Genomic DNA, 26,698 nt, shown 5'->3' with positions numbered 1-26,698 from the left:
TAGGTCCCCAACCGGTTTTGAAGGCCCGATAACGGTGGTCCTTGCCAGCGTCTCTGACGCACCCGTCGCTCTCGGGGACGGTCGCGTCGGTGATCCCGACTGCTCGGGACATCCGTCGCAGAGCGCCCGACGCCTATCGGATCACCGTCACGGGCACGTCGGCCTTGTCGACGACGCTCTTCGCGACGCTGCCGACGACCTGCTCGCGCTCCTCCGAGAGCCCGCGGTGGCCGACGTAGATGGCGTCGACGGCCTCGTCGGCCGCGTACTCGGTGAGCGCGTCGGCGGGACGCCCCGTGAGCAGTTGGGTCTCCACGTCGATCGACTCGTCGCCGACCGCCTCCGCCGCGACGCTGCGGGCGCTCTCTAAGACGCCCTGGCCGGCCTCGACGGCGGCCTCCTCGCCGGGGAGGATGATCGTCCCGTCGACGAGCTCCGAGTCCGGCGTCAACACGTGGGCGATCTCGAGCGTCTCGTAGAACGCGACCGCCTGCCGCGCCGCGTACCGGACGGCTTCGTCGCTCTCCGTCGACCCGTCGGTCGCAACGAGGTAGCTCATACGCGGAGATGGGTCCGAGAGACACATAATTCCTGCCGGGCGTTCCCGTCCCGCGACGCCGCGGCCGACTTACGTCCCGCCGTCGTCCGCTCCCGGCCGAACGCGGTCGCCGTCGCCGCCGTCAAATCCCGGCCGAACGCGGTCGCCCCCCGAAGCGTTGATCGCGTCGAGCACCTCCTGAACGCGCGTCGCCTCGGCGAAGGAGACGAGGTCGCCGCCGTCGCCGTCGACCCTCCTCGCGAACTCCGTCAGGAGCGCGCTCACGGTGTCGCCGCGCTCGCCGACGAGCGTCGCCTCGTCCTCGCGGCCGCGGTTCCGAACGAGTCGGTGCCACTCCGTCAGCGACAGCGACGCCTCGTCGCCGACGACCGTGATGACGTTCTCCTCGTCGCCCTCGTGGTCGCAGAGCAGGTCGATCGTCCCGCGGACGCCGTCGGCCCGGAAGGTCCCGACAACGTCGTCTTCGTAAGCCTCCGGTCCCGAGTAGCCGACATCCGCGGAGACGGTCTCGACGGGACCGAACAGCTCCTGAACGCCGAACAGGAAGTGGGTCCCCACCTCGCGCAGCGGGCCGCCCTGCTCGCGCGACTCCAGCCACGCGACGTCCTGCCACTCGCGGGGCCACTCGGGGAACCGGAACCGGAGTTCGACCCGTCGCGGGTCGCCAATCTCGCCCGCGGCGACCGCCTCGCGAAGCCGGACGAACCCGGGCGTGTAGCGGAACGGGAGGTTCACTGCCGTGACGCGGTCCGTCTCCTCGGCGAGCGCGACGAGTTCCCTACCCGTCTCCGCGTCGGCCGCGATGGGCTTCTCGCAGATCACGTGCTTGTCGGCCGCGAGCGCGTCCGCGACCACCTCGCGGTGGGCGAGCGGCGGCACGCCGACGTAGACGGCGTCGAGGTCGTCGCGCTCGACGAGCGCCTCGTGGTCGGTCGTCGTCGCGGTGCGGTCGGTGCCGTGGTCGGCCGCGAGCGACGCGGCGCGGTCCGCGTCGAGGTCGCAGGCGGCCGCCAGTTCGAACCGTTCGTGGCCGTCTATCGCCGCGGCGAGGCGGTTCCCGATCACGCCGCAGCCGACGATACCGATCTGTATCACGGCCGTCGAGAACCGTCGAGCGCGCTTGTAGCTTCGGGAGTCGGAACGGGCGGACGCGACGTCGGGGCTCGTCAGGCGTCCTCGTCCAGCGGCCGCGCGACCATCTCGCCCCACGGCTCGAAGCCATGGCGCTCGTAGAACCCCCTCGCGCGCTCGTTCGCGGGGTCGACGTCGAGGACCAGCCGGTCGAGCGGGAGATTCTGGTCGGCCGCGAGCGCGAGCGCGGCGTCCATCAGGTCGTCGGCGACGCCGGTGCCGCGGTGCTCGGGCGCGACGTACAGTTCGTTCAGGACCGCGGCGTCCCAGATCATCGCCAGCCGCTCCGGGAGGACGAAGACGTAGCCGACCACCGGTCCCTCCGCGGGGTCGTCCTCGGCGGCGACCCCGTCGACCGCGACGGTCACGCACCGCGGGTCGTCGGCGACGCAGCGGTCGACCCAGCCGAGCCACCGCTCGCGGTAGGCGTCGGTGAGCTTCCCCTCGTAGGCGGTCGCCTTCTCGTCGCCGCCCGTGTTCTCGCCGAGGCCCCTCTCGAAGGCAACCTTCGATTCGTACAGCCCGTCCGCGTCGCGCTCGCGGTCGTACGGGCGGAGTTCGACGGTCATTCTTCTCCCTCCAGCACGAACTCCGCGAGCGTGGGGACGAACGTCCCGATGTCGGTGACCATCCCGATCGCCTGCGCGGAGCCGCGGTCGAGCAGCTGGGTGACGGTGGCGGGGTTGATGTCGACGCAGACGGTCTTCGTCGTCGACGGGAGGCAGTTCCCGACCGCGACGGAGTGGAGCAGCGTGGCGAGCATGATCACGAGGTCGGCGTCGTGGGCCTGCTCGCGGATCGCGTCCTGCGCCTCCACCGCGTCGGTGATCGTGTCGGGGAGCGGCCCGTCGTCGCGGATCGACCCCGCGAGGACCGTGTCGACGCCGTGTTCCACGCACTCGTACATCACGCCTCCCGTGACGATACCCTCCTCGACGGCGGACTCGATCCCGCCGGCGCGGATGATCTCCGAGATGGTCCAGATGTGGTGTTTGTGGCCCTTCCGCGGGTGTTCGAGCGTCTCGACGTCCATCCCGAGCGAGGTGCCGTAGATGGAGCGCTCCAGGTCGTGGGTGGCGAAGCCGTTGCCCGCCGAGAGCGCGTCGACGTACCCCGCCGCGACCAGATCGGCGAGCGCGTCGCCCGCCCCCGAGTGGATCACCGCGGGGCCGGCGACGACCATCACGTTACCCCCCTCGTCTTTCACCGCGCGGAGCTCCTCGGCGACCTCGCGGATCGTCGACTCCGAGGGGCGCTCGGCCGAGACGCTGCCCTGCATGAAGCCGAACGCGCCGCCGCCGCTCCGGGGGCGCTCCGGGGGATTCACCCGGATCCCGGACTCGTCGGTGGCGACGAGGTCGCCCTCCTCGACCGCGTTGAGCGTCTTCGTGTGGGCGCGAGGTGTGCCGTCCGTACCGCCCGAGGCATCCGCTCGGTTCCCCTCACCGGCGTCCGCTGCCGGCTCGGGTTCAACGACGAGCGCGCAGTCCATCTCGATCCGCTCGACGTCGATCCACTCGCCGTCGTACAGCACCTCGGTCGGGTGGTTCGTCGTCGAGTAGAAGTCCGGCGGGACCACCTTGTCCGCGGGCGCCGCGACGAGTTCCACCTCCGAGGGATCCTCCAGTACCGCGCCGTTCTGGTGGAGTTCGTGGAGGATGGCCCGCAGCGTCTCGGGGTCGTCCGCGGAGACGGTCAGTCGGCAGTACGACTCCTCGGTCTCGTGTTTCCCGACGTCGAACCGCTCGACGTCGAACGAGCCGCCGAGGTCCATCACCGCGCCGAAGCAGCGCTGCATCGTCCCGCTGTCGATGATGTGGCCCTCCAGTTCGACCGTCCGCGAGTGGGTCATACGGGGGCGTCGCGCCCGCCGGGGAAACGCGTTTCCCTGGCCCTGCTGGGAACTACCAATCGTGGAACACGTTCCGGCGTGGCCCTTGACACACCTGTGACTCGCGGAACTGCTCGCCGCGAGAATACACCGTCCGGGAATTGAACCGGAATCAGACGTGCTCGCTTACTGCTCGCGGCTTCGCCGCTCGCTCTTCGAGGCGCTCGCTTCGCTCGCGCCTCGCCCCGCTCGCTGCGCGCGACTGATAGGGTTCAATCCCGTCCGGAGACTTCCCTCACTACGTTCGAGAAATGCACCGTCCGGGAATTGAACCCGGGCTATTAGCTTGGGAAGCTAATGTCCTACCACTGGACCAACGGTGCTTACAATCGGCAACAAGGTCCGGATGTTGCCTCTCTGTCGTCTCGCATCTGGCTACAACGTATCCTCTGTTATAAACTCATTCATTGTGTTTCTACGAGGGGCAGTATAGTATCCCGGCGGAACACAATATCTCCCCCTCAATGCGTAGACATCTCTAATTGTATCTCCAGCACAGTTTGAAAACAGTATTCAGAGATTCTTATTCAGCAGCTTCCCCAGAAGCAGTAATTGATTGTCCCTCAGACTCAAATTGCTCTTCAATCTGATCAGACATCTCCAGTAGTTGCTTTACAATTTGTTCTTCACGTATATCCAAGAACTGCTGGAAGTTTTCAACGCTGTATGTATCTTCATCCTTCGGGATATAGTGTCGTTCAATCTGCGAATCGTGTCTCGATTCAACTGAAGCGGTAGCGCGGAGTCCCCTTCCTCAAGGAGCGACCGAAGGGAGCGAGTAGGGAGGGGAGGAGCGCGTTCGTATCTGTCACAAACACCAGTTTATAAATAGCCACTCATACACATTGAAACTGTGGCAGACGACTACGTGCGTCGGACGGCAATCACCCGCCTCTCGGTAGATGGCGAGCAACGCGAGTTGCTTGAGGAAACCATCTCCGAGTGGAAGCGTGGGTGCCAACTCGCCACGGACATGGCGTGGGGGAAGTGTAACGCCAAGAGCGACGTACAACCCCTCGCCTACGACGACGTGCGCGAAGAAACCGACCTCGGGAGTCAGCACGCGATCCTCGCCACCCACCAAGCCGCCCAAGCCATCACCGGCTGTCTCGAACGCCGCTCGAACGGCAAGCAGGCCAGTAAACCCACGTTCACCGCACCCACGGTAACATACGACACTCGAACGATGACGCTGTTCGATGACGATACAGTGTCACTCTCCACGACGGAGAGTCGCGTTCGATGCGAGCTTGCGCTCCCTGAAGCCGAGGATGGCTACCAACGGCAGTACCTCGACGCCGACAACTGGAGCGTCACGGAAAGCACACTCACCGCTCGTGACGGCGATTACTTTTTACACATCGGCTTCCGCCGACCCAAGACCGACATTGAGCGAGACACCGCCGAGGACGGAACGGTTCTCGGGGTCGACCTCGGTATTGAAAACCTCGCCGTCACCAGCACTGCCTACTTCTTCAGCGGACGGGAATTAACCCATAATCTCCGCGAGTTCGAGAAGGTGCGTGCCGGGCTCCAACAGGCCGGAACGCGAAGCGCCCACCGAACGCTCAAACAATCAAGTGGTCGGGAGCTTCGCTATGTCCGTGACGTACTCCACCAGGCGTCGAACGCTATCGTAGACGAAGCACTTCGATACGAGTGCGACGTGATTGCGTTTGAGGACTTGACAGACATCCGCGACCGAACGGGTGCGTCGTGGGGTCACAAGTGGGCGTTCCGAACCCTGTACGAGCAGGTAGAATACAAAGCCGAAGCAGCCGGCGTCTCGGTGAAGCAAGTCGGGTCGGCGTACACGTCACAGCGGTGTGCCGAGTGTGGATTCACAGCTGAGGAGAATCGCGCGACTCGCAATGATTTCCGATGCGTAAAGTGTGAGTCAGAAGCGAACGCGGATTACAATGCGGCGAAGAACATCGGGATGCGGTATGTCCGTCGAGGCCAACAGTCGTCTCGGCGGACGGGCGACAGTCAACTCGCCCTAAAGTCTGGAACAGTGACGCCAAGTGGCGGATTCACCGCCCACCCGGACAGGTTCGAGGCTGAGCTCACGGACAAGCCCCTCCCTCAACGAGCGAACCCATCAGGGTGAGCGAAGTAGGGTGGGGTTGTTGACCGTAGCGTTTCGCCGGGCGCGGCCCGGACTCGAACGCCCGAGTGCCGCGAGCCACACGCTTAAGCCGTCACCGACGGAGGCACGCTCATGACCGACGACGCAGCAGACGCGACGCGATCGGACGCGGCCGCCGCGGTCGACCGCGTGCGCGAGCGAGCGGCCGAACTCGCTCCCGCGCTCGGCGCGACGTGGACCGACGACGACCCGTGGCGCTTCCTCACCGACCTCACCGCGATCGGGAGCCGCATGGCCGGCAGCGAGGGCGAGCGCCGGGCCGCCGGACTCGTCGCGAACGCCTTCGAGCGCGCCGGACTCACGGACGTGCGCACGGAGCCGTTCGACCTCCCGGCCTGGGAGCGCGGGTCGGCGTCGCTCGACGTGACCGTCTCGGGCCGCGACGGCGAGCCGTCGACGCGCTCGTTCGAAGCGCTGGCGCTCCCGTACTCGCCGGCCGGGAGCGTCGCCGGCGAACTCGTCGACGTCGGCTACGGCACCCCGGCGGAGATCGACGAGCGCGACGTCGAGGGGCGGATCGCGGTCGCCTCGACGACGACGCCCTCCGGCGGTCGGTTCGTCCACCGGATGGAGAAGTTCGGTTACGCGATCGAGGCCGGCGCGGTCGGCTTCGTGTTCGTCAACCACCTCGACGGCCAGCTGCCCCCAACCGGGTCGCTCACGTTCGGCGAGGAGGCCGAGGCGGTCGCCGTCGGCGTCTCGAAGGAGACCGGCGCGTGGCTCCGCGAGTACGCGGTCGGCGGGGGGGACGGGAGTGGGAATCCCTCCGTCGCGCAGGCCGAACTCTCCGTCGAGGCGTCGACGGCGCCGGGCGAGAGCCGCAATGTGATCGGGACCGCCGGACCCGACACCGACGAGCGCGTCCTCCTGCTCGCCCACTACGACGCCCACGACATCGCCGAGGGCGCGCTCGACAACGGCTGCGGCATCGCGACGGTCGCGACCGCGGGCGGGATCCTCGCGGACGCCGACCTCCCGGTCGGGGTCGACGTCGTCGCGGTCGGCGCGGAAGAGGTCGGGCTGCTCGGCGCGGAGCACCTCGCGGAACGCCTGGACCTCGACCGGGTGAAGGGCGTGGTCAACGTCGACGGCGCGGGGCGATTTCGCAACCTGATCGCGCTCGCGCACGCCTCCACGGCGGCCGCGTCGGTCGCGGAGGCGGTGTCGACCGCGACTCGGCAGCCGATCGATGTCGACGCGCAGCCGCACCCGTTCTCCGACCAGTGGCCGTTCGTGCGCCGCGGCGTGCCGGCGCTCCAGCTCCACAGCGACTCGGGCGACCGCGGCCGAGGGTGGGGCCACACCCACGCGGACACCCGCGACAAGGTCGACGACCGGAACGTCCGCGAACACGCGATGCTGATCGCCCTACTCGTCGCCGAGTTCGCTTCCGCGGAGCGCGATCTGCCGCGGCTCGACCGGGACGAACTCGCGACCGCGTTCCGCGAGGCCGACTTCGAGACGGGGATGCGCGCCGCCGACCTCTGGCCCGCCGACTGGGACTGACGCGCCGTCGTCGCGGCGGGACCGGCGCCGACGCGTCGCCGCCCGCCCGTCAGTTTAGGTCCGCGTCCGGCGTCGGCGGCGGCAGCCGCTTGTGCGCCGTCGCGCGGTGGCGGCCGAGGAGGTCCGCGACGAGTTCGCGGTCGACGGCGGCGAGTTCGCCGGCGGGCGTCCCGTCGCCACCGCTGTCGTCGCCCGTGTCCGCGTCGGTTTCGGCGACAGCCGCCGCGATCCGCTCGACGACCGACTCCGGGTCGAGTCCGCGGTCGACGCCGAGGTGGAGGACGGGGTCGACGACCTCGTAGGGAGCGCCCAGGTCGTCGGCGTCGCGCTGTCCCGGGAGGAACCCGGCCGTGGGCGCCTTCTCGACGACGAACTCCGGTACGTCGAGGTCGGCCGCGAGCGCCCGGACGTCGGTCTTGTAGAGGTGACCCAGCGGGAACAGGTCGGCCGCGCCGTCGCCGTGTTTCGTCAGGTAGCCTAAGAGTAGTTCGCTCCGGTTCGCGGTGCCACAGACCAGGCGGTTCGTCGCGTTGGCGGCGAGGTACGCGACCGCCATCCGGAGTCGCGCGACCGCGTTGCCGGACCGAACCGGCTCGTCGTGGAGGTCGAACCGGTCGGGAACGACCGCGCCGAACTGCGCGAACAGCGGCTGGAGGTGGACCGTGTCGTGTTCGATACCGAGCGCCTCCGCGAGCGCCTCGGCGTCGCGGGCGTGCGGCGCGCCGATCTTGTTACACGGGAGTATCAGCCCGTAGACGCGGTCGGCGCCGAGCGCTTCGACCGCGAGCGCGGCCGTCACCGTCGAGTCGAGTCCGCCGCTCATGTTCACCACCACGCCGTCGGCGCCCGCGGCGCCCACTCGCTCGGCGATGAACGAGCCGGCCCGATCCCGCTCGACCCCGGGGTCCCGATCCGGGAGGAGCGAGCCGAGACGGGGTCGATTCCGGTCGGCGGCGGTTGAACGGCTCTCGTTCGACGCGGGCTCTCCCGTCGAACGCCCGGCCGCCGCGTCCCCGTCGAGATCGAACGCCGAGTCGCGGTCAGCCATCCGGCCCTCCAGTCCGACGATCTACCCTTTCGGTTCGGCATTCCGTTCTCTCAGTCCGGTATTTAGTTCCCTCAGTCCGGCCCGTTCGTCGCACTCGCCGTCTCGGCGGGTCACCGTCGATTCGCCGCGAAGCGCCGGTACGTCTCGGCGGCCGGTCCCGATCGTCACGTTGGATCGTCATCTGTCGCTCGCCGCTTCCGGTCGTGTTGGTAAATACTTGCGGTGTAGATCGTATAAGGAATTGGTACGCTACTACCTGTCTTATTCATAAACAACGATAGAACTCGATATTCATTTTGAGATACCAGCGATAACACTACATAGACAGGTTAATTGTTGCTTAGAACACGCTGATACAGTATGTTGGACGGATATCTCCAATTTTAGTTGTGTATCTAAAGTATAACTCCGTGAGAAAAGATTTCTAAGCATATAATGTCGTTATACACGAACATTTATCAAACAGATTCGTGTCCGTTTGCCTATGTCCGACATTCAGTTGAGTTCGAGTCAGAGTCGGGTGCTCACCGCGCTCGTGAACCTCTCCGAGGGCCGAGACGCTCCGGTACAGGGACACGAAATAGCCGACGCCATCGACCGCAACCCGGGGACGGTGCGGAACCGGATGGGAAGCCTCCGAACGCTCGGTCTCGTCGAGGGAGTCGCCGGCCCGGACGGCGGTTACGTCCCCACCGACGACGCGTACGACACGCTCGGCATCGAGCGGCTCAAGGACGCGGTGACGACTCCGGTCGAGCGCGAGGGCGCCCCCGTCGAGGACGTCACCGTCGCTGAGATCGACCTGTCGAGCGTCGCGAATCCGGAGCTGTGTCGTGCCGAGCTCGTGATCCGCGGACCGGTCGGTCCGTTCGACGCCGGCGACCGCGTGACGGTCGGCCCGACGCCCGCCACCGGCCTGCGGCTCTCGGGCGTGGTCGACGCGACGAACGTCGACGGCAACAGCCTGCTGGTCCGCGTCGACGGGATGGAGACGCCGGCGGGCGGATCGGCGGCCTAAGGACACACCGTCCCCCCGTTGCGATCCGAGCTACCGCTCCTCGACAGCCGAGGACAGCCTGTCGCGCACCGCGCCGGTGGCGACCGCGGCGTGGCGGGCGTCCCGGTGTCGTTCGCCGAAGGCGACGCGGGCGCTCTCCGCGGCCTCGGGGTCGACCGCGAACTCTGCGTCGGGGTAGGTCACGTCCCAGAGCACGAGCGGTTCCGGGGGCGCCGGACCGACGCCGCGCTCCCCCGAGACCGGCTCGGCCGAGAGCAGTCGGTCGATCCACGCGAGGTCGGCGGTTCCCCGACCGACGGCCCGGGCCGCGGCGACGACCCGACGCACGAGCGCCCGCGGGAAGCCGTCCGCGGCGAGTTCGACGACGAGCGTGTCCCCCTCTCGGGTCGTCCGCGCGTCGAGGTCGCGGACCGTCCCCGCGTCGTCGGTCGTCAAGTTGTGGAAGTCGCGTTCGCCGTCGAACCGCGCGAGCGCGTCGCGGAACCGGTCGTCGTCGACCGCGTGTTCCGGGTCGCGGCACGTGGCGCCAGGGAGATCGCCTTCGCCGGATTCGGGCGCGTAGAGGTGGTATCGGTACGTCCGTCGGACCGCGTCGTGCGTCGCGTGGAACCCGTCCTCGACGTCGGCCGCGGCCCACACGCGGACCGATCCCGGCAGGTGGCCGTTGAACGCGCGCGGCGTGAGCCACGTCGGCGCCTCGAACGCGACGGTCTGGGCCACCGCCGAGACCCCCGCGTCGGTCCGACCCGCGGCGGCGTAGTCGGGGGGCGTTGCGTGGGTCGGGCCGTCCCCCCGCTCGACGACGCCGTGTTCGGCGAGCGCGTCGAGGAGCGCGTCCGCGACCGTGCGGGCGTGCGGCTGGCGCTGAAATCCGGCGTACTCCCGGCCGTCGTACGCGACCCGGAACGCGCGGGTGACCGTCTCCCGCGCGGTCGAGTCGCCCGTCACCGGACCTCGGACGCGCCGCCCGCGCCGCTTTCGTCCGTCACATCGCTCGCGTCGTCGGCCGTCTCCTCGGAGTCGGCCATCGGAACCGTCACCACGGGCACGGACGCGACGCGGATGACCTTCTCCGTCACGCTACCGAGGAGGAGTCGGCGGATCCCCCGGCGGGTGTGGCTCGGCATGACGACGATGTCGGCGCCGTCGTCGACCGCGTTCTCGATGACGTCCAGCGGCTCGCCGCGGACGACGTTTCCGACCGCCTCCACGCCGGCGGCCTCCAGCTCCGCGGTCACCGCTTCCACGCGCTCTTCGGCCGCGTCCGCGAGTCGGTCGGAGAACGCACCGGTCTGCGGCCCCGCGAGCGTGTCGGCCGCGGTGTCGGCGGCCGAGACGACGTGGACCGTCGCGTCGTATCGCTCGGCGAGACTGATCGCGTGCGTGATCGCGTCGGTCGCCTCGCCGCCGGGCGCGACGGGCAGGAGGATGTCGTCGTACATACGCGACACTGCTCGCGCCCGGTGGAAAACGATACCGGCCGGGGAGCCGGGCTGGAGAGCGTCGGGCCGGGGAGCGTCGGACCGGGGAGCATCGGGCCGACGGGCGTTACAGCCCGAGCGCGTCGAGCAGGTCGAAGCCGACGCCCGCGTAGCCGACGAGCTTGAACCCCAGGTAGATTCCGACGATGGCCATCACGCCCGGCAGCTCCGGGGGCGCGGGGATCGGGACGCGGAGGAACGCGAACAGCGCGCCGACCGTCACCCCGACGAGGAGCGCCGCGGCGGTCAACACGGGGGTCGAACTCATGTCGACGCGTCGGCGGCGTCCGGTTAAAAGACCGGTGTTCGCGCCCGACGGCCCGCCCTCGCGGATGGGCAGGGTTTTCCGACGCGCGTCCCTCCCCGAAGACATGGCACGAGATGTTTCCGACCCCGACAACCCGCAGGTGACGCTCCAGACCAACCACGGCGACATCGTCGTCGAGCTGTTCGCCGACCGCGCGCCGAAGACGGTCGAGAACTTCCTCGGCCTGGCCCGTCACGACCCCGCCGCCGACGCGGAGCCGGCGCGCGACACGAACACGTGGGAGGACCCCAAGACCGGTGAGGTCCGCGGCGACTCGCTGTACGAGGGCATCGTTTTCCACCGCGTCATCGACGACTTCATGATCCAGGGCGGCGACCCGATGGAGAACGGCCGCGGCGGTCCCGGCTACCAGTTCGACGACGAGTTCCACGACGACCTCACCCACGACGGCCCCGGAATCCTCTCGATGGCGAACTCCGGCCCGAACACGAACGGCTCGCAGTTCTTCATCACGCTCGACGCCACGCCGCACCTCGACGGCAAACACGCCGTCTTCGGGCAGGTCATCGACGGGATGGACGTCGTCGAGGAGATCGGCGGCGTGCCGACCGGGCGCAACGACGACCCCCGCGAGGCCGTCGAGATCGAGAAGGTCGACGTCGACGAGTAGCACCGGGACTCCGCGCTCCGTCGCGGAATTCTTCGCGTGCGCTTGCCTCACACGCTGTGAAGAGTTAAGAAGAGTTAAATTGTCCCCGACGTAAGCACCGTTCGCGCTCGGTTGGTGTAGTCCGGCCAATCATGTTGGCCTTTCGGCGGACGCGGCGCCCTCGGCGCCGGTTCGGAAGTCAGCCGACGACCAGGGTTCAAATCCCTGACCGAGCATCCACTCTCACACCGCGAGCGACGCGCTTCGCCTCGCGGGCGGCCCGTTCCGTCTCGCGGGCGGCACGTTCCTTTCCGTGGACGATCCAAAGGGGAAGAATCACCAGCCTCGGCGACGGAGACCTATTTATGAGCGATCGATCTGACGCCGGCGACGGCGAGAGCGCCGACGACCGCCGCTTCGAGACCCGCGCGATCCACGCCGGACAGGAGCCGGACCCGGAGACGGGGGCGCTGATGACGCCGATCCACGCGAACTCCACGTACGAGCAGGACGCGCCGGGCGACCACCGCGGCTACGAGTACAGCCGGACCGGAAACCCGACGCGCACCGACCTCGAAGCGAACCTCGCCTCGCTGGAGTCGGGCAGCCACGCCCGCTGTTTCTCCTCGGGGATGGGCGCGATCAACACCGTCCTCAACCTGCTGTCCGCGGGCGACCACGTCGTCGCCGGTGACGACGTGTACGGCGGCACCCACCGGATCTTGACCCAGGTGTACGACGAGTACGACATCGAGACCAGCTTCGTCGACACCACCGACCACGACGCGGTCCGGGACGCGATGCGCGAGGAGACGGAGCTGGTGTGGGTCGAGACGCCGACGAACCCCCTGATGAACGTCAACGACATCGGCGCGCTCGCCGACATCGCCCACGAGGGCGACGCGCTCTGTGCGGTCGACAACACCTTCGCGACGCCGTACCTTCAGCGCCCGCTCGAACACGGCGCGGATGTCGTCTCCCAGTCGCTGACGAAGTACCTCGGCGGCCACTCGGACACCATCGGCGGCGCCCTCATCGTGGACGACGAGGAGCTGGACGAGCGGCTCGGCTTCTACCAGAACTCGGTCGGCGCGACGCCCGGCCCGTTCGACGCGTTTCTCGTGCTCCGCGGGACGAAGACGCTCCCGGTCCGGATGGACCGCCACTGCGAGAACGCGATGGCGCTCGCCGAGTGGCTGGAGGGCCACGACGCGGTCGAACGCGTCTACTACCCCGGCTTAGAGAGCCACCCGGACCACGAGCTGGCGGCCGAGCAGATGGACGACTTCGGCGGCATGCTCTCCTTCGAACTGGACGGCACCCTCGAAGAGGCGTCGACGGTCGTGAGCGAGACCGAGGTGTTCACGCTCGCGGAGTCGCTCGGCGGCGTCGAGAGCCTGATCGAGCAGCCGGCCGCGATGACCCACGCCGCCATTCCGCGGGAGGAGCGGATCGCGGCCGGTCTCACCGACGGGCTCATCCGGGTGTCCGTGGGGATCGAACACGTCGACGACATGAAGGCCGACCTCCGGGCGGCGTTCGACGCCGCGCTGTCGTAGACCGCTCGTCCGCTTAGGGGTCGCGTCCAGCGCCGGTCGACTGACACCATTTTTATCGGTTCCGACGAGACTGCCCTCATGAGCGATCCCGACGTTCTGGTGCTTCGGCAGACCATCCACGGACTCGGTCCCGACGAACTGGCGAACGCGATCCGCGAGCGACTCCCCGGGACCGAGGTGGCGCGGGCGCGGACGCCGGCGGAAGAGCGCGACCTGATCCGGGGCGCCCGAGTCGCCGTCGGTCTCAACATCGACGAGGAGCTGCTCGACGCCGCCGAGGCGCTGGAGCTTTTCGCCTGCGTGTTCGCCGGCACGGGACACCTCCCGCGGGACCTGCTCGCCGACCACGGGGTCGCCGTGACGAACGCGTCGGGCGTCCACGGGCCGAACATCGCCGAGCACGTCGTCGGGTCGATGATCGCGCACGCGCGGCAGTTCCATCGGGCGTACCGCCAGCAGTCCCGCCGCGAGTGGCGCACCTACGAGACGACGGAGGTGTACGGCTCGACGGTCGCCGTGGTCGGGCTCGGGGCCATCGGGCGGGCGGTCGTCGACCGGCTGGAGTCGTTCGACGTCGAGACGGTCGGCGTCCGCTACTCCCCCGAGAAGGGCGGGCCGACCGACGAGGTGTACGGGTTCGACGAGTTCCACGAGGCCGTCACCGACGCGGAGTACGTCGTGTTGGCGTGCCCGCTCACGGACGCGACGCGGGGGCTAGTCGACGCGGACGCGCTCCGGACGATGCGGCCCGACGCGGTTCTGGTCAACATCGCCCGCGGCCCGGTCGTCGACACCGACGCCTTGGTGACGGAGCTCCGAAACAACCGCATCCGCGGCGCGGCGCTCGACGTCACCGACCCCGAGCCGCTTCCGGAGGACCACCCGCTGTGGGGGCTATCGAACGCGACGATCACGCCGCACAACGCCGGCCACACGCCCGAGTACTACGAGCGCGTCGCGGACATCCTCGCGGACAACGTCGCGCGCCTGGACGCCGGCGACGACCTGCGAAACCGGGTGGTGTGAGCGGATCGGTAGGCAAAACCCCTTTCTATATATTTCTATATAATTAGACTCCTTCTGCCGGCCCTCAGCCGCCAGATATCGCCGACATCGAGTGACAGCTCGGTGAATCCCGAGTACTCCGCCCGGAACGGAGGCTGTACCGAGGTATATATTTTGATCAAAATTAAGGTGATCCGCTCCAGAGGGGTTGATATGGAAACGCGGAAGGTCCAGGTCACCGGCGGTTCGACGTACACGGTCTCGATTCCGAAGACGTGGGCGACCGACAACGACGTCGAGGCTGGGACGGAAATCGAGTTCCACCCGGACGGCGACTCGCTGTTTCTCACGCCCAGATCCGACTCGGAGCGGACACGGGGGACGCTCGACATCGCGGACCTGACCGGGCAGGCGCTCCGCCGGGCGGTGACGACGATGTACGTCAGCGGCTTCGACGTCATCGAACTGGAGGCCGCGGAGATCACCACCGAGCAGCGCTCGACGATCCGCGACGCGGTCCAGAGCCTCGTCGGCCTGGAGGTGTTAGAGGAGACTCGCGACCGCGTCGTCGTCCAGGACTTGCTCGACTCCTCGGAGCTTTCGATCCACAACGCGGTCACGCGGATGCGGCTGATCTCGCTTTCGATGCTCGACGACGCGATCACCGCGCTCGCGGAGCGCGACCACGACCTCGCGCGCGACGTGATCGGCCGCGACGACGACCTCGACCGACTGTGGCTCGTCGTCTCGCGGATCTTCCGCGCCACGCTGCGGACGCCGAAGGCCGCCGAAGAGCTGGGACTTCCGCGCGAGGAGTGTTTCGACTACCACTCCAGCGCGAGGCAGTTAGAGCGGATCGGCGACCACGCGACGAAGATCGCGCACCTGACGCTCAACATCGACGAACCCCTGCCAGACGAGGTCGTCGAGGCCGTCAGCGACCTCCACGGGGACGCCGCCGACGTGATCGACACGGCGATGGACGCGCTGTTCGACGACGACACCGATGCGGCGACGCGCCGGGCAAACGAGGCGCGGACCAGCGTACGAGCGATCGACGAGCGCGTCCGCTCCATCGACGAACTCCTCCGCGACCTCGACCCGACGCGGGCGCAGCTGCTCGGGCTGGTCGTCGACTCCGTCCTCCGGTCGGCAGACTACGGCGGAAATATCGCGGAGACGGCGCTTCAGAAGGCCGCGCCGACGCCGTAACTGGAGTCCGGTTCGCCGCGGATTTCGCCGCCGGGTGAACGGGTTTTTTGCCCGCGCTCCTCCGAGGTGATCGCATGCCAGAGATCGAACTCGGCGTGCCGAAGGGCGTCGTCGAGTCGCTTCCGGAGGAGGAGGGGACCGCCGAACGCGACATGCGACGCGCCATCGCGGGGATCCAGTCGCGGCTGAACGACGCGCTCGACGAGGCGGACCCGGACGAGGCGGCCGAGGTCGTCGCCGACGCGGTCGAGCGCATGGAGACGCAGGCGAGCACCTACCACGAGTTCGTCCCGGAGCTGCGCGCGTGGGGGCAGTCGCCCATCTACGCCATCGCGTGGCGGAACCTCTACCTCGAACTGATCGGTCAGCTGTACGACCACGAGTGGCTCGCCGACGACCTCGACCGCGAGCGGAACTTCCGGCTGGTCGAAGACGGAATCCGGCTCTCAGATCTGTAATCGGCGACGCGCCGGCTCCCCGGCCGCGGTCAGCCGTCGTATCGCGTTCCGCGGTCGGCCGCTTTTAAGCCGCCGCGACCCGACGTACTGGTATGGAACTGGAACTGCGGTTCTTCGCGACGTTTCGCGAGGCCGCCGGCGGGAAGACGGTGAACGCGGAGTTCGCCGACGGCTCCACCGTCGGCGACGTGCTTCGCGAGCTGGAGTCGGAGTACGAGGGGATGGAGGGTCGACTGATCGTCGACGGCGACCTCGCGCCGCAGATCAACGTCCTGAAGAACGGCCGCGAGGTGCTCCACCTCGACGGCCTCGACACGCCGATGGCGGACGGCGACCGGCTCTCCGTGTTCCCGCCGGTCGCGGGGGGCGCGGGAGACGACGGGTCGGCTGCGGCGGAGAAGGCCGGCGGCGACGCGAAGGCGGACGCGACCGACCTCCCGCCCGCGGAGGACGGCTGGGAGCGCAAGACGGTGGCGTACCGCGGTATCTCGCGTCGGCTCGCGGCCCACTACCTCCGGAACTTGGGCGGCGAACTGGTGGGGACCGACGACCCCGCGGAGGCGACCCGCGTGGAGGGCGACGGCTGGCGCGCGACCCTCAGCGCCGAGAAGGTGACCGCCGCGGCCGCCATCAGGATCACGGAAGTGACCGCCGAGTTCGCTGGCGACCCCGACGCGCTCGCCGACCTGCTTCCGAAGTACAAGCAAAAAGCCATGCGCGCCGGCGGGTGATGTCCGACGACGCCGACAGCGGGACCCGTGGAGGCGGGGACGGCGCCGAGCAGGACCCGGGCCCGTATCCGATCGAGGGGACCGCGCTGGTGAAGACCGCCGCGCTCGCGAGCGTGCCGGCCGCGCGCGTTCCGAAGTTGCTCGCGCGCGTTCAGGCCGACCTCGGCCCCAGGATCGACGCGTACCGTCGGCGCTACGAGCGGATCGCGGTCGAGGCGGACCGCGAGGCGTTCCTCGTCGAACCCGACCACTGGGAGGCGGTCGGCGACCGCGTCGGGCTCTCCGAGCGCGAGCGCGACGCGGTGGCCCGCGCCCACGAGGCCGCCGTCGAACGGATCGGGTCCGGGAGCGGTCGACGGACGGAGTTCGACACCGCGCTGGAGATCCGGTCTGGCGTCGTGATCGGGGTCGATGCGGACGGCGGCGACGGCGACTGATATCGGTTCGCCGGTGCCGTCGCCGTCGGCGGCGCCACCGACGCTTTTTCACGTCGCTGTGCGGACGGTGCCCGCATGCGACTCGCTCGACTGCTCACGCCGGACGGTCCCGTCGCCGGCCGCTACGACGACGGCGCGATTGTCGCCGACGACGGTCGGTACGAGGTCGGTCGCGACGGGCGACTGCTCCCCCCGTGCGACCCCACCGCGCTGTACTGCGTCGGCCGGAACTACGCCGAGACGCTCGACCAAATGGACTACGAGCGCCCCGAGGAGCCGGACTTCTTCGTCAAACCGCCGGCGAGCCTGCTGGCGCACGGCGAGGCGATTCGGTACCCCGAGTGGACCGAGGAGCTGACCTACGCCGGCGAACTGGTCGCGGTGATCGACGAGCGCTGCCGCGACCTCGCGCCCGCGGACGTTCCCGACGCCGTGCGCGGCTACACGGTCATGAACGACGTCGACGCGCTCGACCAGCAGGGACGGACCGCCCGCAAGGCGTTCGACGGGTCGGCGCCGCTGGGACCGTGGATCGAGACCGACGTGGACCCGACGAATCTCGACATCGAAACGACCGTCGGCGGGGAGACGCGCCAGGACGCCAACACCGAACTGATGCTGTTCGGCCCGCGAGAGGTGGTCTCGTACCTCTCGAAGCGGTTCACGTTCGAGCCGGGCGACTGTATCGCCTTCGGTAGCCCAGCGAACCCCGGTCTCGTCGAACCGGGCGAGCGCGTCGAGATCACCTACGAAGGTGTCGGTACGCTCTCGAACGCGGTCGTCGCGCCGGACCCCGTGTGGACCCCGTGTGAGGAGTTCGGTTCGGACGGATGACCCGGTCGGACTCAGCGACCCGTGGAGTCGAGGTCGTCGACGCTCGCCTCGTCGATCAGGTCGGCGGCGGCCGCCAGCGTCGACTCGTCGCCGGTCCGAACGTACTCCCCGAGGGCGTCGGCGGCCTCGACGAGGGCGTCCGCGCTCGCGGGCGGAACGTCGCCCCCGAGGGCGTCGACGCGCGTGACGCGGTCGCGGAGGCGCTCGAAGGCGTCTCGGGCCGGACCGATTCTGGCTTCCGGCCGTTCGCCCCCGGCGGAGACGGCTGCCCCGTCGTCGACGTCGATTTCGTCGGGTTCATCCGGATTAGCGCCGGCTTCCAGTTCGTCGAGGAAGTCGAGCGCGTCGCCGCGGTACGCCTCGACCGCGCGCACGGCCGCCATTCCCCGGGCTTCGCGGAGGGCGGTCGGGACCTCGTCGGCGGACGGTCGCTCGCCGTCGTCGGCGCCGGCGAGCAGTTCGAGGAGGTACTCGCGGTCGGCGTCGGTCGGGTCCCGCAGCCGCTCGAAGCAGTCGACGGCCTCCAGCAGCTCGCGGGCAGCGAGATAGGTACCGTCGAGGGAAAGGAGACGTCCGCCGTCGATGAATCCGCGTTTCCGGCAGTACTCCCGGAGGTCCGACTGGAGTTCGTCGACTCCCGACCGGGGAAGGGTGTCGGGCGCGTCGCCGACCCGCTCGCGGTGGGCGGCGAGGTCGAGCGTGACGGCAGCGTCGGTGTGCGCGGTGCGGGCGTCCACGCCGACGCTGCGCAGGTCGCCGCAGCTCGGACACGCGACGGAGCCCGTCTCGTAGTACGACCACCGCGTGCCGCAGGACTGACACTCGCGTTCGCCGCGGACTTTCATGCGTACCGGTTCGTCGCGTCCGCCCTAAACGACTGCGGGTCGGTGGCGTCGGATCGCGGGATCGGTTCCTCGTTCGCTGACCGCGCGGGTGCCAGCCTATTTGACGCTCTCCGGCGAACGGTCGGTATGAACTGGCTCGCCGTCGACGCGCTCGATCGCGCCGTCGACGCGACGCGGCGGTTTCTCTTCCCCTTCGAGGCGGTGCGGTGGGTGAAGCTCGCGTTCCTTGCGCTCGTGATGGCGGGCGGGACCGCCGGAGCGTCGCGGGTCGGCGCGTCGCATCTCGGTGTTTCGGCAGCCGGCATCGGCCTGTGGACCGAGATTTCCCCGACTGGAGTCGGACCAATGCGACTCGAACGCGTCGTCGGTACCTGGAGCGAGCGAGTCGCCGGTCTCGACGACGCGCTGATCGTCGCGATCGCGATCGGAGCGCTGCTCGTGGGCGTCGCTCTCGCCGTGTGCTCGGTCGCGTTTCGGCTCGTCTTCTACGACGCGCTCGCCGCGACCGAGGTCGCGCTCTGGCGACCGCTCCGCGATCGGTTTCGACAGGCGCTGGGACTCTTCGGGTTCGCGACGACGCTCGCGGTCGCGTCCGCGATTCCCGCGGTCGCGTTCGTCGTCGCCCTCGGTCCCGGCGCGGTTCGCGTTCTCGGCGTTTCTGTCGGCGGGTTCTCCGGGCTGTCGACTGCCGCAATCGCGGCGCTCGGCGCGTTCAGCGCTGTGATTGGCGTGATCGGTGCTCTCGGCGGTCGGTTCACGTTCGAGTTCGTCGCGCCGACGATGGTCGCCCGCGACGTTGGCGTGCTCGCCGGGTGGCGTCGCGTCTGGGATTCCCTTCGCGGAACGCGGATCGATCTCGTCGCCTACCTCGCGGTCCACGCGGTCGTCGCGGCCGGCGTCGGATTCGTTCAGGCCGTCGCTGTCGCCTTCGTCGGGGGGGTCGTCGCCGTGGTCGCCCTCGTCGCGCTCGCGCTCGCGGCGGTTCCGCTCGGCGGACTCGGGGCGTTGATCGGAACGTCCGTGGGGACGGCCGTCCTCGCGACGGTTCTCGTTTGCGCAGTCGCCGCGGTCGTGGCTCTCTCGCTCCCGGTTCGGCTGGTGGCGCGGACGTATCTGATCGCGTACGAGGTCTCGACGCTCGCCGGTATCGACCCGGATTCGGCGCCGCTGGGGTCGGCGCTTGTCTCGGGTGCCGAGCCGGAGGTGGTCGGGGATAATTCGGCTTGACGGGCCCGATATCGAGGGCCACCGGCAACGCGAAGAGTGTACGAGACGGGCTCCGTCACGTCCCTGGAGAGCGAGTGGGGATCGTCGAACGTCGAATCACATATTCGACACCATCGGATAGCTTTTTACTCCGTTCATGAATGGAGAGAGACATGGGATTAGACGACGACGCGCGGGAGTATCACCGACAGGAGCCGCCCGGGAAGATCGAAATCGAGACGACGAAGCCCACGAACACGCAGCGGGACCTCTCGCTGGCGTACTCCCCGGGGGTCGCGGCGCCGTGCCGCGACATCGCGGCCGACCCCGAGTCGGTCTTCGAGTACACGGCGAAGGGGAACCTCGTCGCCGTCGTGTCGAACGGGTCCGCCGTCCTCGGACTCGGTGACATCGGCGCGGCCGCGTCGAAGCCCGTCATGGAGGGGAAGGGCGTGCTGTTCAAACGGTTCGCCGACATCGACGTGTTCGACATCGAGCTCGACATCGACTCCGTCGACCCGTTCTGCGAGGCGGTGAAGGCGATGGAGCCGACGTTCGGCGGGATCAACCTCGAGGACATCAAGGCCCCCGAGTGTTTCAAAATCGAGGAGCGGCTCCGCGAGGAGATGGACGTGCCGGTGTTCCACGACGACCAGCACGGCACCGCGATCATCTCCGGCGCGGCGCTGATGAACGCGGTCGACATCTCCGAGAAGGACCTCTCCGAGCTCGATATCGTCTTCTCCGGCGCCGGCGCGTCGGCCATCGCGACGGCTCGGTTTTACGTCTCCCTGGGCGCGCGCAAGGAGAACATCACGATGTGCGACTCCTCGGGCATCATCACCGAGGCGCGCGTCGAGGCGGGCGAGGTCAACGAGTACAAAAGTCAGTTCGCCACACCGGTCGAGGAAGGGGACCTCGCGGACGCCATGGAGGGCGCCGACGTGTTCGTCGGTCTCTCCGTCGGCGGTATCGTCTCGCAGGAGATGGTCCGCTCGATGGCCGCCGACCCGATCATCTTCGCGATGGCGAACCCGGACCCCGAGATCACCTACGAGGACGCGAAGGACGCCCGCGACGACACGGTGATCATGGCGACGGGCCGGTCGGACTACCCGAACATGGTGAACAACGTGCTCGGGTTCCCGTTCCTGTTCCGCGGCGCGCTCGACGTGCGCGCGACGGAGATCAACGAGGAGATGAAGGCCGCCGCGGCGGAGGCGCTCGCCGACCTCGCGCGCAAGGACGTCCCGGACGCGGTCGTGAAGGCGTACGGCGACGACCCGCTCCAGTTCGGTCCCGACTACGTCATCCCGAAGCCGCTCGACCCGCGAGTGCTGTTCGAGCTGGCGCCGCGCGTCGCGGAGGCGGCGATGGAGTCGGGGTCGGCTCGGACCGAGATCGACCTGGACCAGTACCGAGAGCGGCTCGAAGCGCGCCTGGGGAAGTCCCGCGAGATGATGCGAGTCGTGTTGAACAAAGCGAAGAGCGACCCGAAACGGATCGCGCTCGCGGAGGGAACCGACGAGAAGATGATCCGCGCGGCCTATCAGCTCTCCGAGCAGGGGATCGCGGAGCCGGTGTTGCTCGGCGACGCAGACACGATTTCTCGGACCGCGGCGGAGCTCGGCCTCTCGTTCCGCCCCGAAGTGGTCGACCCCGACAACCGAGACGTCTCCGCGTACGGAGAGCGGCTGTACGAGCTTCGCAAGCGAAAAGGGATCACGAAACGCGAGGCGGACGACCTGGTCAAACGTGACACCAACTACCTCGGGAGCGTGATGGTAGAGACCGGCGACGTCGACGCGATGCTCACCGGACTCACGCACCATTACCCCTCGGCGCTCCGACCCCCGCTCCAGGTCGTCGGATCCGCGGCCGACACCGACACCGTCGCCGGCGTGTACATGCTCACGTTCAAGAACCGGGTCATCTTCTGTGCGGACACGACCGTCAATCAGGATCCGGACGCGGAGACGCTGGCGGAGGTCACGCGCCACACCGCGGACCTCGCACGCCGGTTTAACGTCGAACCGCGCGCGGCGGTGCTGTCGTACTCCAACTTCGGCAGCGTCGACAACGCGGGGACGCGGAAGCCGCGGGACGCGGTGGGAATTCTCCAGTCCGACGACGGCGTGGACTTCCCCGTCGACGGCGAGATGCAGGCCGACACCGCGGTCGTCGACGACATCCTCAACGGAACCTACGAGTTCTCCGAACTCGACGAGGCCGCGAACGTCCTCGTGTTCCCGAACCTCGAAGCCGGAAACATCGGGTACAAGCTGCTTCAGCGACTCGGCGGTGCCGAGGCCATCGGCCCGATGCTCGTCGGGATGGACGAGCCGGTCCACGTGCTTCAGCGCGGCGACGAGGTGAAAGACATCGTCAACCTCGCCAGCGTCGCCGTCGTCGACGCGCAGGAGTAATTCGCCCGATCTCGGTTCCGATCTCGTAGCCACCGGTCGCGACCGCAGTGCGGTTTCGGGTTCCGTTTGTTCGCGAGAGTTTCTCGCGAACATTACGATTTTCGCGCTTGGCAACTCTCCCTCACAGGGGTTCCCGCGTACACGACGATCGGCACACCAATTTTACTTGTTTCCAACTACGACAGCATTGATATGGGACCGAGCGAGGATTCGGGAGAGGCGACCGCACCGCGGGTGCTCGACAACCGGCGCGACGCGACTCGATACCGGGTTCTCGTCGAAATCGCCGCGCGACAGCCGGCGGTGAGTCAGGAGGAGATCGCGGACGTCATCGGCGTGACCTCACAGGCCGTAAGCGACTACGTCAGAGATCTGGTCGACGGGGGATTCGTGGAGAAACGCGGTCGCGGCCGGTACGAGGTGACGAAAGAAGGGGTCGACTGGATCATCACGCGGACCGACGCCCTCTCGGAGTTCGTCGCTCGCGTGTCCGACGACGTTCTGGGTAGCGTCGACGTCGACGCCGCGGTGGCGACCGACACGGTCCAAGAGGGAGACGAGGTCGGTCTCGCGATGCGCGACGGCGTGTTACACGCCGTTCCCGAGGGGGGATCGGCGACCGCCGTCGCAGTCACCGGCGGTGAGTCGGGAGAGGCGGTCGGCGTCACCGACTTCGAGGGGGTCGTGGAATACGATCCGGGCGTGGTGACGGTCGTTCCCGTCCCGGCGGTGACTGAAGGAGAGCCGCCGTCCGCCGACGTCATTACGGATCGTGCTGCGGGGGCGGACTTGATCGCGGTCGGCGGAACGGAGGCGTACGCGCTCGCGACCCGAGCGGGAGTTCGGCCGGACGTGCGGTTCGGTTCGGCTGCGGGCGTCTCGCAGGCCGCTCTTCGCGGCTTGGACGTGCTGTTGCTTGTGTCGACCGACGAGCTCTCTCGGCACACGACGCGACTCCGCGAGGACGGCGTGCGGTACGAGGTTCGAGACTCTCTCGAACGGTGACCCGAAGAGCGGTCGGAGTCGATCTCTGATTGGAGGGACACACCGTGTTTCCGGTGAAATTGGGCTGTAGTGGGGTGGGGTTGGTGTCGTCGGAGTGCTGGCTCGATCTTTGTGACCGATCTGAAACAACAGGTTTTATCACTTATTCCGGAGTAAAGCTCGTCAAGCGGATTGAGCGACAGCTCGCTGAGCGATACTTAGAGTTTCACCGGAAACCCGGTCTCCCCTCGACCGCTTGGCTCGACTATCACATCGAACACCGTGTTTCCGGTGAAATGAGGCGGTTAGGCGTTTTCTCGTCGATTCTTCCTCGCGCCCGCTTCCAGGTTTCCGTTAGAATTCGGTCTTCGTCTATTAGATCCGAATTCTGAGTCTCAAGCGGACCATCATACTCTCGGGTCGCAGCTGTACTCACTCTCGGGTCGCAGCTGTACTCACTCTCGGATCGGCGGCCTGCCCGTCTTCAGACGCTTGTCCCGCTTGTTCTCAGACTATTGCCTCTCTTGGCTTGCCCGCGAGCTTACCCCACTCACTACGTCCCCCACCCGCCTCCCCCATTTCACCGGAAACACGGTGTGTGTCTCGACTACCAATCAGCTGCTTCGATCGCGCCGCGCGCGGTCACGAAACAGAACGCATTTCACCGGAAACCCGGTGTCTCCCTCATGGACGCAGCGGACGACCTCTTCACGAGGGAGGACCCCATCTTCGCGAACAAGGAGCTCCTCGAGATCAGCCATCTGCCGGGTGAAGGACGCATCGTCGGCCGAGACGACGAGATCGCCGACCTGGCGACGGCGGTCAATCCGGCGATCTTCGGACAGAGTCCGAGCAACGTACTCATCTACGGAAAGACGGGCACGGGGAAATCGCTGTGTGCGAAGTACGTCTCGAAGCGACTCGTCTCGACCGCCAGCGAGGAAGGCGTCACGGCGACGTTCGCTTACGTCGACTGTGCCCAAGACACCACGGAGACGCAGGCGGTTCAGACGATCGCCGAAGGCGTCAACGACCCCGAAGAGACCGGCATCAACGTCCCCGACAAGGGGCTCTCGACTTCCACGTACTACAAACGCCTCTGGCGGATCCTCGATCAGCGATACGACGTCGTCTTGATCCTCCTCGACGAGATCGATAAGCTCGACGACGACGCCATCCTAATGCAACTGTCTCGTGCCGGTGAGGCCGGGAAGATCACCGACTGTAAGCTCGGAGTCGTCGGGATCAGCAACAAAATTCAGTACAAGGACCGAATGGACGAGCGCGTCAAATCGAGTCTCTGTGAACGCGAGTTCGTCTTCCCGCCGTACGACGCGAACCAACTCCGGGAGATCATGCAGGCGCGTGCGGACGCGTTCCACGACGACGTGCTCGAACCGTCGACGATCCCCCGCGCCGCAGCGCTCGCCGCACGTGAACACGGCGACGCGCGGAAGGCGATCGATATCCTCCGGTACGCCGGCGAGATCGCACAGTCGAACGCCGAACCCACAGTCCGCGAGGAGTTCGTCACGCAGGCACGCGAGCGGGCGGAGACCGATCGATTCCGGGAACTCATCCGGGGATCTACCCCTCACTCACGGTACGTCCTCCAAGCGCTCGCACTGTTATCGCTCTCGAACGGTCGGCAGGACGGGTTCCGAACCAGCCGCGTGTACGAGATATACGAGAACATCTGTCGACAGGAGGGCTCCGACAGTCTCTCGCTGCGGCGCGTCCGCGACCTCCTGAAAGAACACGCGTTTCTCGACATCATCGAACAGTCGAAACACAGCGGCGGTAGCGCCGAGGGAAGTTACACGAAACACCAACTGCTCGAGGACCCGGGCGTCGTGAAAGAGGTCCTCACCGAGGACGACGAGGAAACGTAGCCGGACCGCACGCAATCACCCGATCGACACACTGATCTCCGGCCGATCGATACTGACTATCGACCGTGCTACCACTTCTTCGCCCAGACGAGGCTCCGAACAGACCGATCGATACGAGACCGCGTCAGCCGAGCAGCCCGAGCCCTTCGATACGTTCGACGATCTCTTCGACCGCCTCTTCGGCGTCGTCGGTGCGCTTGCCGCCCGTGATAACGATCTTTCCGCTCCCGAAGAGGAGGATGACGACTTCGGGTTCATCCATCCGGTAGACGAGTCCGGGGAACTGCTCCGGTTCGTACTCCACGTCTTCGAGACCGAGACCGATCGCGAGGGCGTTGAGATTGAGGTTGTGTCCGAGATCCGCGCTCGACACAATGTTCTGAACGGTTATCTCCGGGTCTTCCTCAACGGGGATCTGGAGGCCGCGGAGCTTTTCGAAGATGATGCCGAGCGCTTCGTGGACGTCGTCGATGCTTTTCGCCCCCGTACAGACGATCTTTCCCGAGCGGAAAATGAGCGCGGCGGCCTTCGGCTCCTGAGTACGGTACACGAGTCCGGGGAAGTTGTCGGGGTTGAAATCTGCGCCCGGAAGGTCCTCTGCGAGCGCCTCCAAATCGAGCTCCTGGCCGATACCCGTCGATGCAACAACGTTCTGAATCTCGATCGAGTCTGCAGGGTTCGTCATCGTTCGCTTTTATATGTGTCCCCCTCCCTTATAAACGCCCGTGGTATAAACGACCGGCTCTCCCCAGAGTGCGTTTTCGTTCGATTCTACACGCGCGTGAGACACCAGAACGCGGCCGACAACTTATGATATATTTCAGACATATCTGCCGGCGGCAGGTCTCTGTCTGACTGCTCGGCGACTGCCATTCTCTGCCGGTGTCAACTCTCCCCGCTGGATCTGATCCTCGAAAGTTGTTCCATGAAACCGCATGACGTGGCGGAGATGGTTCGACGGGGTTAAATACAACCCGAGCATTCGAAGAAATGCGAGGCGCCCCCGACGAAGGGGCACCGACCAGCCGCAGACGCGGCCGGTCGAAGCGTTCCGACGTGCTTAAGTGTATAAGCCCGTTCGGTCAATACGCGAAGAACGCACCGCGGACTCGGGCCGTTCAACTCGGCCCGGTTTCGCAGAGTCGGCCTGTCCGACTCAGTTGATGAGGATCGCGCCCCCTGCGCTCCGGCGTAAGCGGCGATCTGATGTGAGCCGTGGTCGTTCGGTGCCATCCAAGTCGCTGGTTGGTTCCGGACACCACACAGACCAATGCAATGGTGTGTCAACACTACGTTGACACCCGCCAACACCCCCTTCAGGCCGGGAATCAGGCCTGAAGGATATTCATTCCGGTTGATCCTGCCGGAGGCCATTGCTATTGGGATCCGATTTAGCCATGCTAGTCGCA

General features: G+C 67.4%; 25 protein-coding genes, 2 tRNA genes, 1 rRNA gene and 1 pseudogene. 18 read left to right on the top strand and 11 right to left on the bottom strand.

Features of this window, described 5'->3' with window-relative positions:
* Positions 1–133: 133 nt before the first annotated feature.
* From J2744_RS02455 to J2744_RS02435, 5 genes are all read right to left on the bottom strand, one after another.
* Entirely contained in the window at positions 134–559 is a 426-nt protein-coding gene (locus tag J2744_RS02455) for a universal stress protein (RefSeq protein WP_209544058.1), read from the bottom strand.
* A 69-nt stretch (positions 560–628) separates the two neighbouring features.
* On the bottom strand, positions 629–1,654 hold the full coding sequence (locus tag J2744_RS02450) for a Gfo/Idh/MocA family protein (RefSeq protein ID WP_209544056.1): 1,026 nt from the start codon (positions 1,652–1,654) through the stop codon (positions 629–631).
* 71 nt (positions 1,655–1,725) lie between these two features.
* Complete coding sequence (locus J2744_RS02445) at positions 1,726–2,259, bottom strand: GNAT family N-acetyltransferase (RefSeq protein ID WP_209544054.1); 534 nt, start codon at positions 2,257–2,259, stop codon at positions 1,726–1,728.
* Positions 2,256–3,542, bottom strand: a complete 1,287-nt coding sequence (locus J2744_RS02440; RefSeq protein WP_209544051.1) for an ornithine cyclodeaminase — start codon at positions 3,540–3,542, stop codon at positions 2,256–2,258. Before J2744_RS02440 ends, J2744_RS02445 begins: the two co-directional genes overlap by 4 nt.
* Positions 3,543–3,833: 291 nt before the next feature.
* Positions 3,834–3,904 (bottom strand) — tRNA-Gly (locus tag J2744_RS02435).
* A gap of 530 nt (positions 3,905–4,434) precedes the next feature.
* Here J2744_RS02435 and J2744_RS02430 point away from each other — a divergent pair.
* A complete protein-coding gene (locus J2744_RS02430) occupies positions 4,435–5,691 on the top strand; it encodes an RNA-guided endonuclease InsQ/TnpB family protein (protein WP_209544050.1) in 1,257 nt (418 codons plus the stop codon).
* A gap of 111 nt (positions 5,692–5,802) precedes the next feature.
* Positions 5,803–7,236, top strand: a complete 1,434-nt coding sequence (locus tag J2744_RS02425) for a M28 family peptidase (RefSeq protein WP_209544048.1) — start codon at positions 5,803–5,805, stop codon at positions 7,234–7,236.
* 49 nt (positions 7,237–7,285) lie between these two features.
* Here the strand turns inward: J2744_RS02425 and nadE are convergent, their stop codons facing one another.
* A complete protein-coding gene (nadE, locus tag J2744_RS02420; RefSeq protein ID WP_209544046.1) occupies positions 7,286–8,284 on the bottom strand; it encodes an NAD(+) synthase in 999 nt (332 codons plus the stop codon).
* A gap of 484 nt (positions 8,285–8,768) precedes the next feature.
* On the opposite strand from nadE, the gene J2744_RS02415 reads away from it, so the two are divergent.
* Positions 8,769–9,302, top strand: a complete 534-nt coding sequence (locus tag J2744_RS02415; protein WP_209544044.1) for an Rrf2 family transcriptional regulator — start codon at positions 8,769–8,771, stop codon at positions 9,300–9,302.
* 30 nt (positions 9,303–9,332) lie between these two features.
* Here the strand turns inward: J2744_RS02415 and truA are convergent, their stop codons facing one another.
* The 3 genes from truA to J2744_RS02400 all read right to left on the bottom strand — a co-directional run bounded on the left by truA (position 9,333) and on the right by J2744_RS02400 (position 11,051).
* Positions 9,333–10,250, bottom strand: coding sequence for a tRNA pseudouridine(38-40) synthase TruA (gene truA / locus J2744_RS02410; protein WP_209544042.1), 918 nt, complete (start codon positions 10,248–10,250; stop codon positions 9,333–9,335).
* Positions 10,247–10,744, bottom strand: a complete 498-nt coding sequence (locus tag J2744_RS02405) for a universal stress protein (RefSeq protein WP_209544040.1) — start codon at positions 10,742–10,744, stop codon at positions 10,247–10,249. The genes truA and J2744_RS02405 overlap by 4 nt, the downstream gene beginning before the upstream one ends.
* Positions 10,745–10,850: 106 nt before the next feature.
* Complete coding sequence (locus J2744_RS02400; protein WP_209544038.1) at positions 10,851–11,051, bottom strand: XapX domain-containing protein; 201 nt, start codon at positions 11,049–11,051, stop codon at positions 10,851–10,853.
* A 103-nt stretch (positions 11,052–11,154) separates the two neighbouring features.
* On the opposite strand from J2744_RS02400, the gene J2744_RS02395 reads away from it, so the two are divergent.
* From J2744_RS02395 to J2744_RS02355, 10 genes and pseudogenes are all read left to right on the top strand, one after another.
* A complete protein-coding gene (locus J2744_RS02395; RefSeq protein ID WP_209544036.1) occupies positions 11,155–11,721 on the top strand; it encodes a peptidylprolyl isomerase in 567 nt (188 codons plus the stop codon).
* Between the two features lie 105 nt (positions 11,722–11,826).
* Positions 11,827–11,936 (top strand) — tRNA-Glu (locus J2744_RS02390).
* Positions 11,937–12,065: 129 nt separating this feature from the next.
* Entirely contained in the window at positions 12,066–13,259 is a 1,194-nt protein-coding gene (locus J2744_RS02385; RefSeq protein ID WP_209544033.1) for a cystathionine gamma-synthase, read from the top strand.
* Positions 13,260–13,337: 78 nt separating this feature from the next.
* Positions 13,338–14,285 carry a D-2-hydroxyacid dehydrogenase gene (locus tag J2744_RS02380; RefSeq protein ID WP_209544031.1) on the top strand — a complete coding sequence of 316 codons (948 nt, stop codon included), beginning with the start codon at positions 13,338–13,340 and terminating at the stop codon, positions 14,283–14,285.
* Positions 14,286–14,477: 192 nt separating this feature from the next.
* The gene (locus tag J2744_RS02375; RefSeq protein WP_209544029.1) at positions 14,478–15,476 is read left to right on the top strand and encodes a phosphate signaling complex PhoU family protein; all 999 of its coding nucleotides are present in this window, start codon (positions 14,478–14,480) and stop codon (positions 15,474–15,476) included.
* Positions 15,477–15,550: 74 nt separating this feature from the next.
* Entirely contained in the window at positions 15,551–15,934 is a 384-nt protein-coding gene (locus J2744_RS02370) for a hypothetical protein (RefSeq protein WP_209544027.1), read from the top strand.
* 92 nt (positions 15,935–16,026) lie between these two features.
* Positions 16,027–16,305, top strand: a pseudogene (locus J2744_RS15280) (ubiquitin-like small modifier protein 1); the annotation flags it as partial.
* Positions 16,279–16,665 (top strand): hypothetical protein, encoded by a 387-nt coding sequence (locus tag J2744_RS02365; protein ID WP_321169783.1) that lies wholly within the window; start codon positions 16,279–16,281, stop codon positions 16,663–16,665. The pseudogene J2744_RS15280 and the gene J2744_RS02365, both read left to right, overlap by 27 nt.
* Positions 16,665–17,102 carry a hypothetical protein gene (locus J2744_RS02360; RefSeq protein ID WP_209544024.1) on the top strand — a complete coding sequence of 146 codons (438 nt, stop codon included), beginning with the start codon at positions 16,665–16,667 and terminating at the stop codon, positions 17,100–17,102. Before J2744_RS02365 ends, J2744_RS02360 begins: the two co-directional genes overlap by 1 nt.
* 75 nt (positions 17,103–17,177) lie before the next feature.
* Positions 17,178–17,936, top strand: a complete 759-nt coding sequence (locus tag J2744_RS02355) for a fumarylacetoacetate hydrolase family protein (protein ID WP_209544022.1) — start codon at positions 17,178–17,180, stop codon at positions 17,934–17,936.
* Positions 17,937–17,947: 11 nt separating this feature from the next.
* Here J2744_RS02355 and J2744_RS02350 read toward each other — a convergent pair whose 3' ends face one another.
* Complete coding sequence (locus J2744_RS02350) at positions 17,948–18,781, bottom strand: DUF7117 family protein (RefSeq protein WP_209544020.1); 834 nt, start codon at positions 18,779–18,781, stop codon at positions 17,948–17,950.
* 126 nt (positions 18,782–18,907) lie between these two features.
* Here J2744_RS02350 and J2744_RS02345 point away from each other — a divergent pair, with 126 nt between their 5' ends.
* The 4 genes from J2744_RS02345 (at position 18,908) to J2744_RS02330 (ending at position 25,289) form a co-directional block, all read left to right on the top strand.
* Complete coding sequence (locus J2744_RS02345; RefSeq protein WP_209544017.1) at positions 18,908–20,008, top strand: DUF7544 domain-containing protein; 1,101 nt, start codon at positions 18,908–18,910, stop codon at positions 20,006–20,008.
* Positions 20,009–20,160: 152 nt separating this feature from the next.
* Positions 20,161–22,413: an NADP-dependent malic enzyme gene (locus tag J2744_RS02340; RefSeq protein WP_209544015.1), complete on the top strand. Its 2,253-nt coding sequence runs from the start codon at positions 20,161–20,163 to the stop codon at positions 22,411–22,413.
* A gap of 192 nt (positions 22,414–22,605) precedes the next feature.
* A complete protein-coding gene (locus J2744_RS02335; protein ID WP_209544013.1) occupies positions 22,606–23,418 on the top strand; it encodes a DUF7839 domain-containing protein in 813 nt (270 codons plus the stop codon).
* Positions 23,419–24,083: 665 nt separating this feature from the next.
* Positions 24,084–25,289, top strand: coding sequence for a Cdc6/Cdc18 family protein (locus J2744_RS02330; protein ID WP_209544010.1), 1,206 nt, complete (start codon positions 24,084–24,086; stop codon positions 25,287–25,289).
* Between the two features lie 124 nt (positions 25,290–25,413).
* Here the strand turns inward: J2744_RS02330 and J2744_RS02325 are convergent, their stop codons facing one another.
* The gene (locus J2744_RS02325; protein WP_015910251.1) at positions 25,414–25,974 is read right to left on the bottom strand and encodes a TATA-box-binding protein; all 561 of its coding nucleotides are present in this window, start codon (positions 25,972–25,974) and stop codon (positions 25,414–25,416) included.
* 662 nt (positions 25,975–26,636) lie between these two features.
* Here J2744_RS02325 and J2744_RS15615 point away from each other — a divergent pair.
* Positions 26,637–26,698 (top strand): 16S ribosomal RNA (locus tag J2744_RS15615); the annotation flags it as partial.

Origin of the sequence: Halorubrum trapanicum, assembly GCF_017873555.1 — an archaeon.
Lineage (GTDB): Archaea > Halobacteriota > Halobacteria > Halobacteriales > Haloferacaceae > Halorubrum > Halorubrum trapanicum.
The sequence above is the reverse complement of the archived record's forward strand: the minus strand, read 5'-3'. Positions and strand labels throughout refer to the sequence as shown.

Bases quoted from the DNA above. Each gene is read 5' to 3' on its own strand.
- J2744_RS02415 (WP_209544044.1), top strand. From the start codon at position 8,769: ATGTCCGACATTCAGTTGAGTTCGAGTCAGAGTCGGGTGCTCACCGCG.
- J2744_RS02330 (WP_209544010.1), top strand. From the start codon at position 24,084: ATGGACGCAGCGGACGACCTCTTCACGAGGGAGGACCCCATCTTCGCG.
- J2744_RS02355 (WP_209544022.1), top strand. From the start codon at position 17,178: ATGCGACTCGCTCGACTGCTCACGCCGGACGGTCCCGTCGCCGGCCGC.
- J2744_RS02335 (WP_209544013.1), top strand. From the start codon at position 22,606: ATGGGACCGAGCGAGGATTCGGGAGAGGCGACCGCACCGCGGGTGCTC.
- J2744_RS02445 (WP_209544054.1), bottom strand. From the start codon at position 2,259: ATGACCGTCGAACTCCGCCCGTACGACCGCGAGCGCGACGCGGACGGG.
- J2744_RS02455 (WP_209544058.1), bottom strand. From the start codon at position 559: ATGAGCTACCTCGTTGCGACCGACGGGTCGACGGAGAGCGACGAAGCC.
- J2744_RS02325 (WP_015910251.1), bottom strand. From the start codon at position 25,974: ATGACGAACCCTGCAGACTCGATCGAGATTCAGAACGTTGTTGCATCG.
- J2744_RS02395 (WP_209544036.1), top strand. From the start codon at position 11,155: ATGGCACGAGATGTTTCCGACCCCGACAACCCGCAGGTGACGCTCCAG.
- J2744_RS02350 (WP_209544020.1), bottom strand. From the start codon at position 18,781: ATGAAAGTCCGCGGCGAACGCGAGTGTCAGTCCTGCGGCACGCGGTGG.
- J2744_RS02425 (WP_209544048.1), top strand. From the start codon at position 5,803: ATGACCGACGACGCAGCAGACGCGACGCGATCGGACGCGGCCGCCGCG.
- J2744_RS02385 (WP_209544033.1), top strand. From the start codon at position 12,066: ATGAGCGATCGATCTGACGCCGGCGACGGCGAGAGCGCCGACGACCGC.
- J2744_RS02405 (WP_209544040.1), bottom strand. From the start codon at position 10,744: ATGTACGACGACATCCTCCTGCCCGTCGCGCCCGGCGGCGAGGCGACC.
- J2744_RS02440 (WP_209544051.1), bottom strand. From the start codon at position 3,542: ATGACCCACTCGCGGACGGTCGAACTGGAGGGCCACATCATCGACAGC.
- J2744_RS02345 (WP_209544017.1), top strand. From the start codon at position 18,908: ATGAACTGGCTCGCCGTCGACGCGCTCGATCGCGCCGTCGACGCGACG.
- J2744_RS02340 (WP_209544015.1), top strand. From the start codon at position 20,161: ATGGGATTAGACGACGACGCGCGGGAGTATCACCGACAGGAGCCGCCC.
- J2744_RS02380 (WP_209544031.1), top strand. From the start codon at position 13,338: ATGAGCGATCCCGACGTTCTGGTGCTTCGGCAGACCATCCACGGACTC.
- J2744_RS02375 (WP_209544029.1), top strand. From the start codon at position 14,478: ATGGAAACGCGGAAGGTCCAGGTCACCGGCGGTTCGACGTACACGGTC.
- nadE (WP_209544046.1), bottom strand. From the start codon at position 8,284: ATGGCTGACCGCGACTCGGCGTTCGATCTCGACGGGGACGCGGCGGCC.
- J2744_RS02400 (WP_209544038.1), bottom strand. From the start codon at position 11,051: ATGAGTTCGACCCCCGTGTTGACCGCCGCGGCGCTCCTCGTCGGGGTG.
- J2744_RS02360 (WP_209544024.1), top strand. From the start codon at position 16,665: ATGTCCGACGACGCCGACAGCGGGACCCGTGGAGGCGGGGACGGCGCC.
- J2744_RS02370 (WP_209544027.1), top strand. From the start codon at position 15,551: ATGCCAGAGATCGAACTCGGCGTGCCGAAGGGCGTCGTCGAGTCGCTT.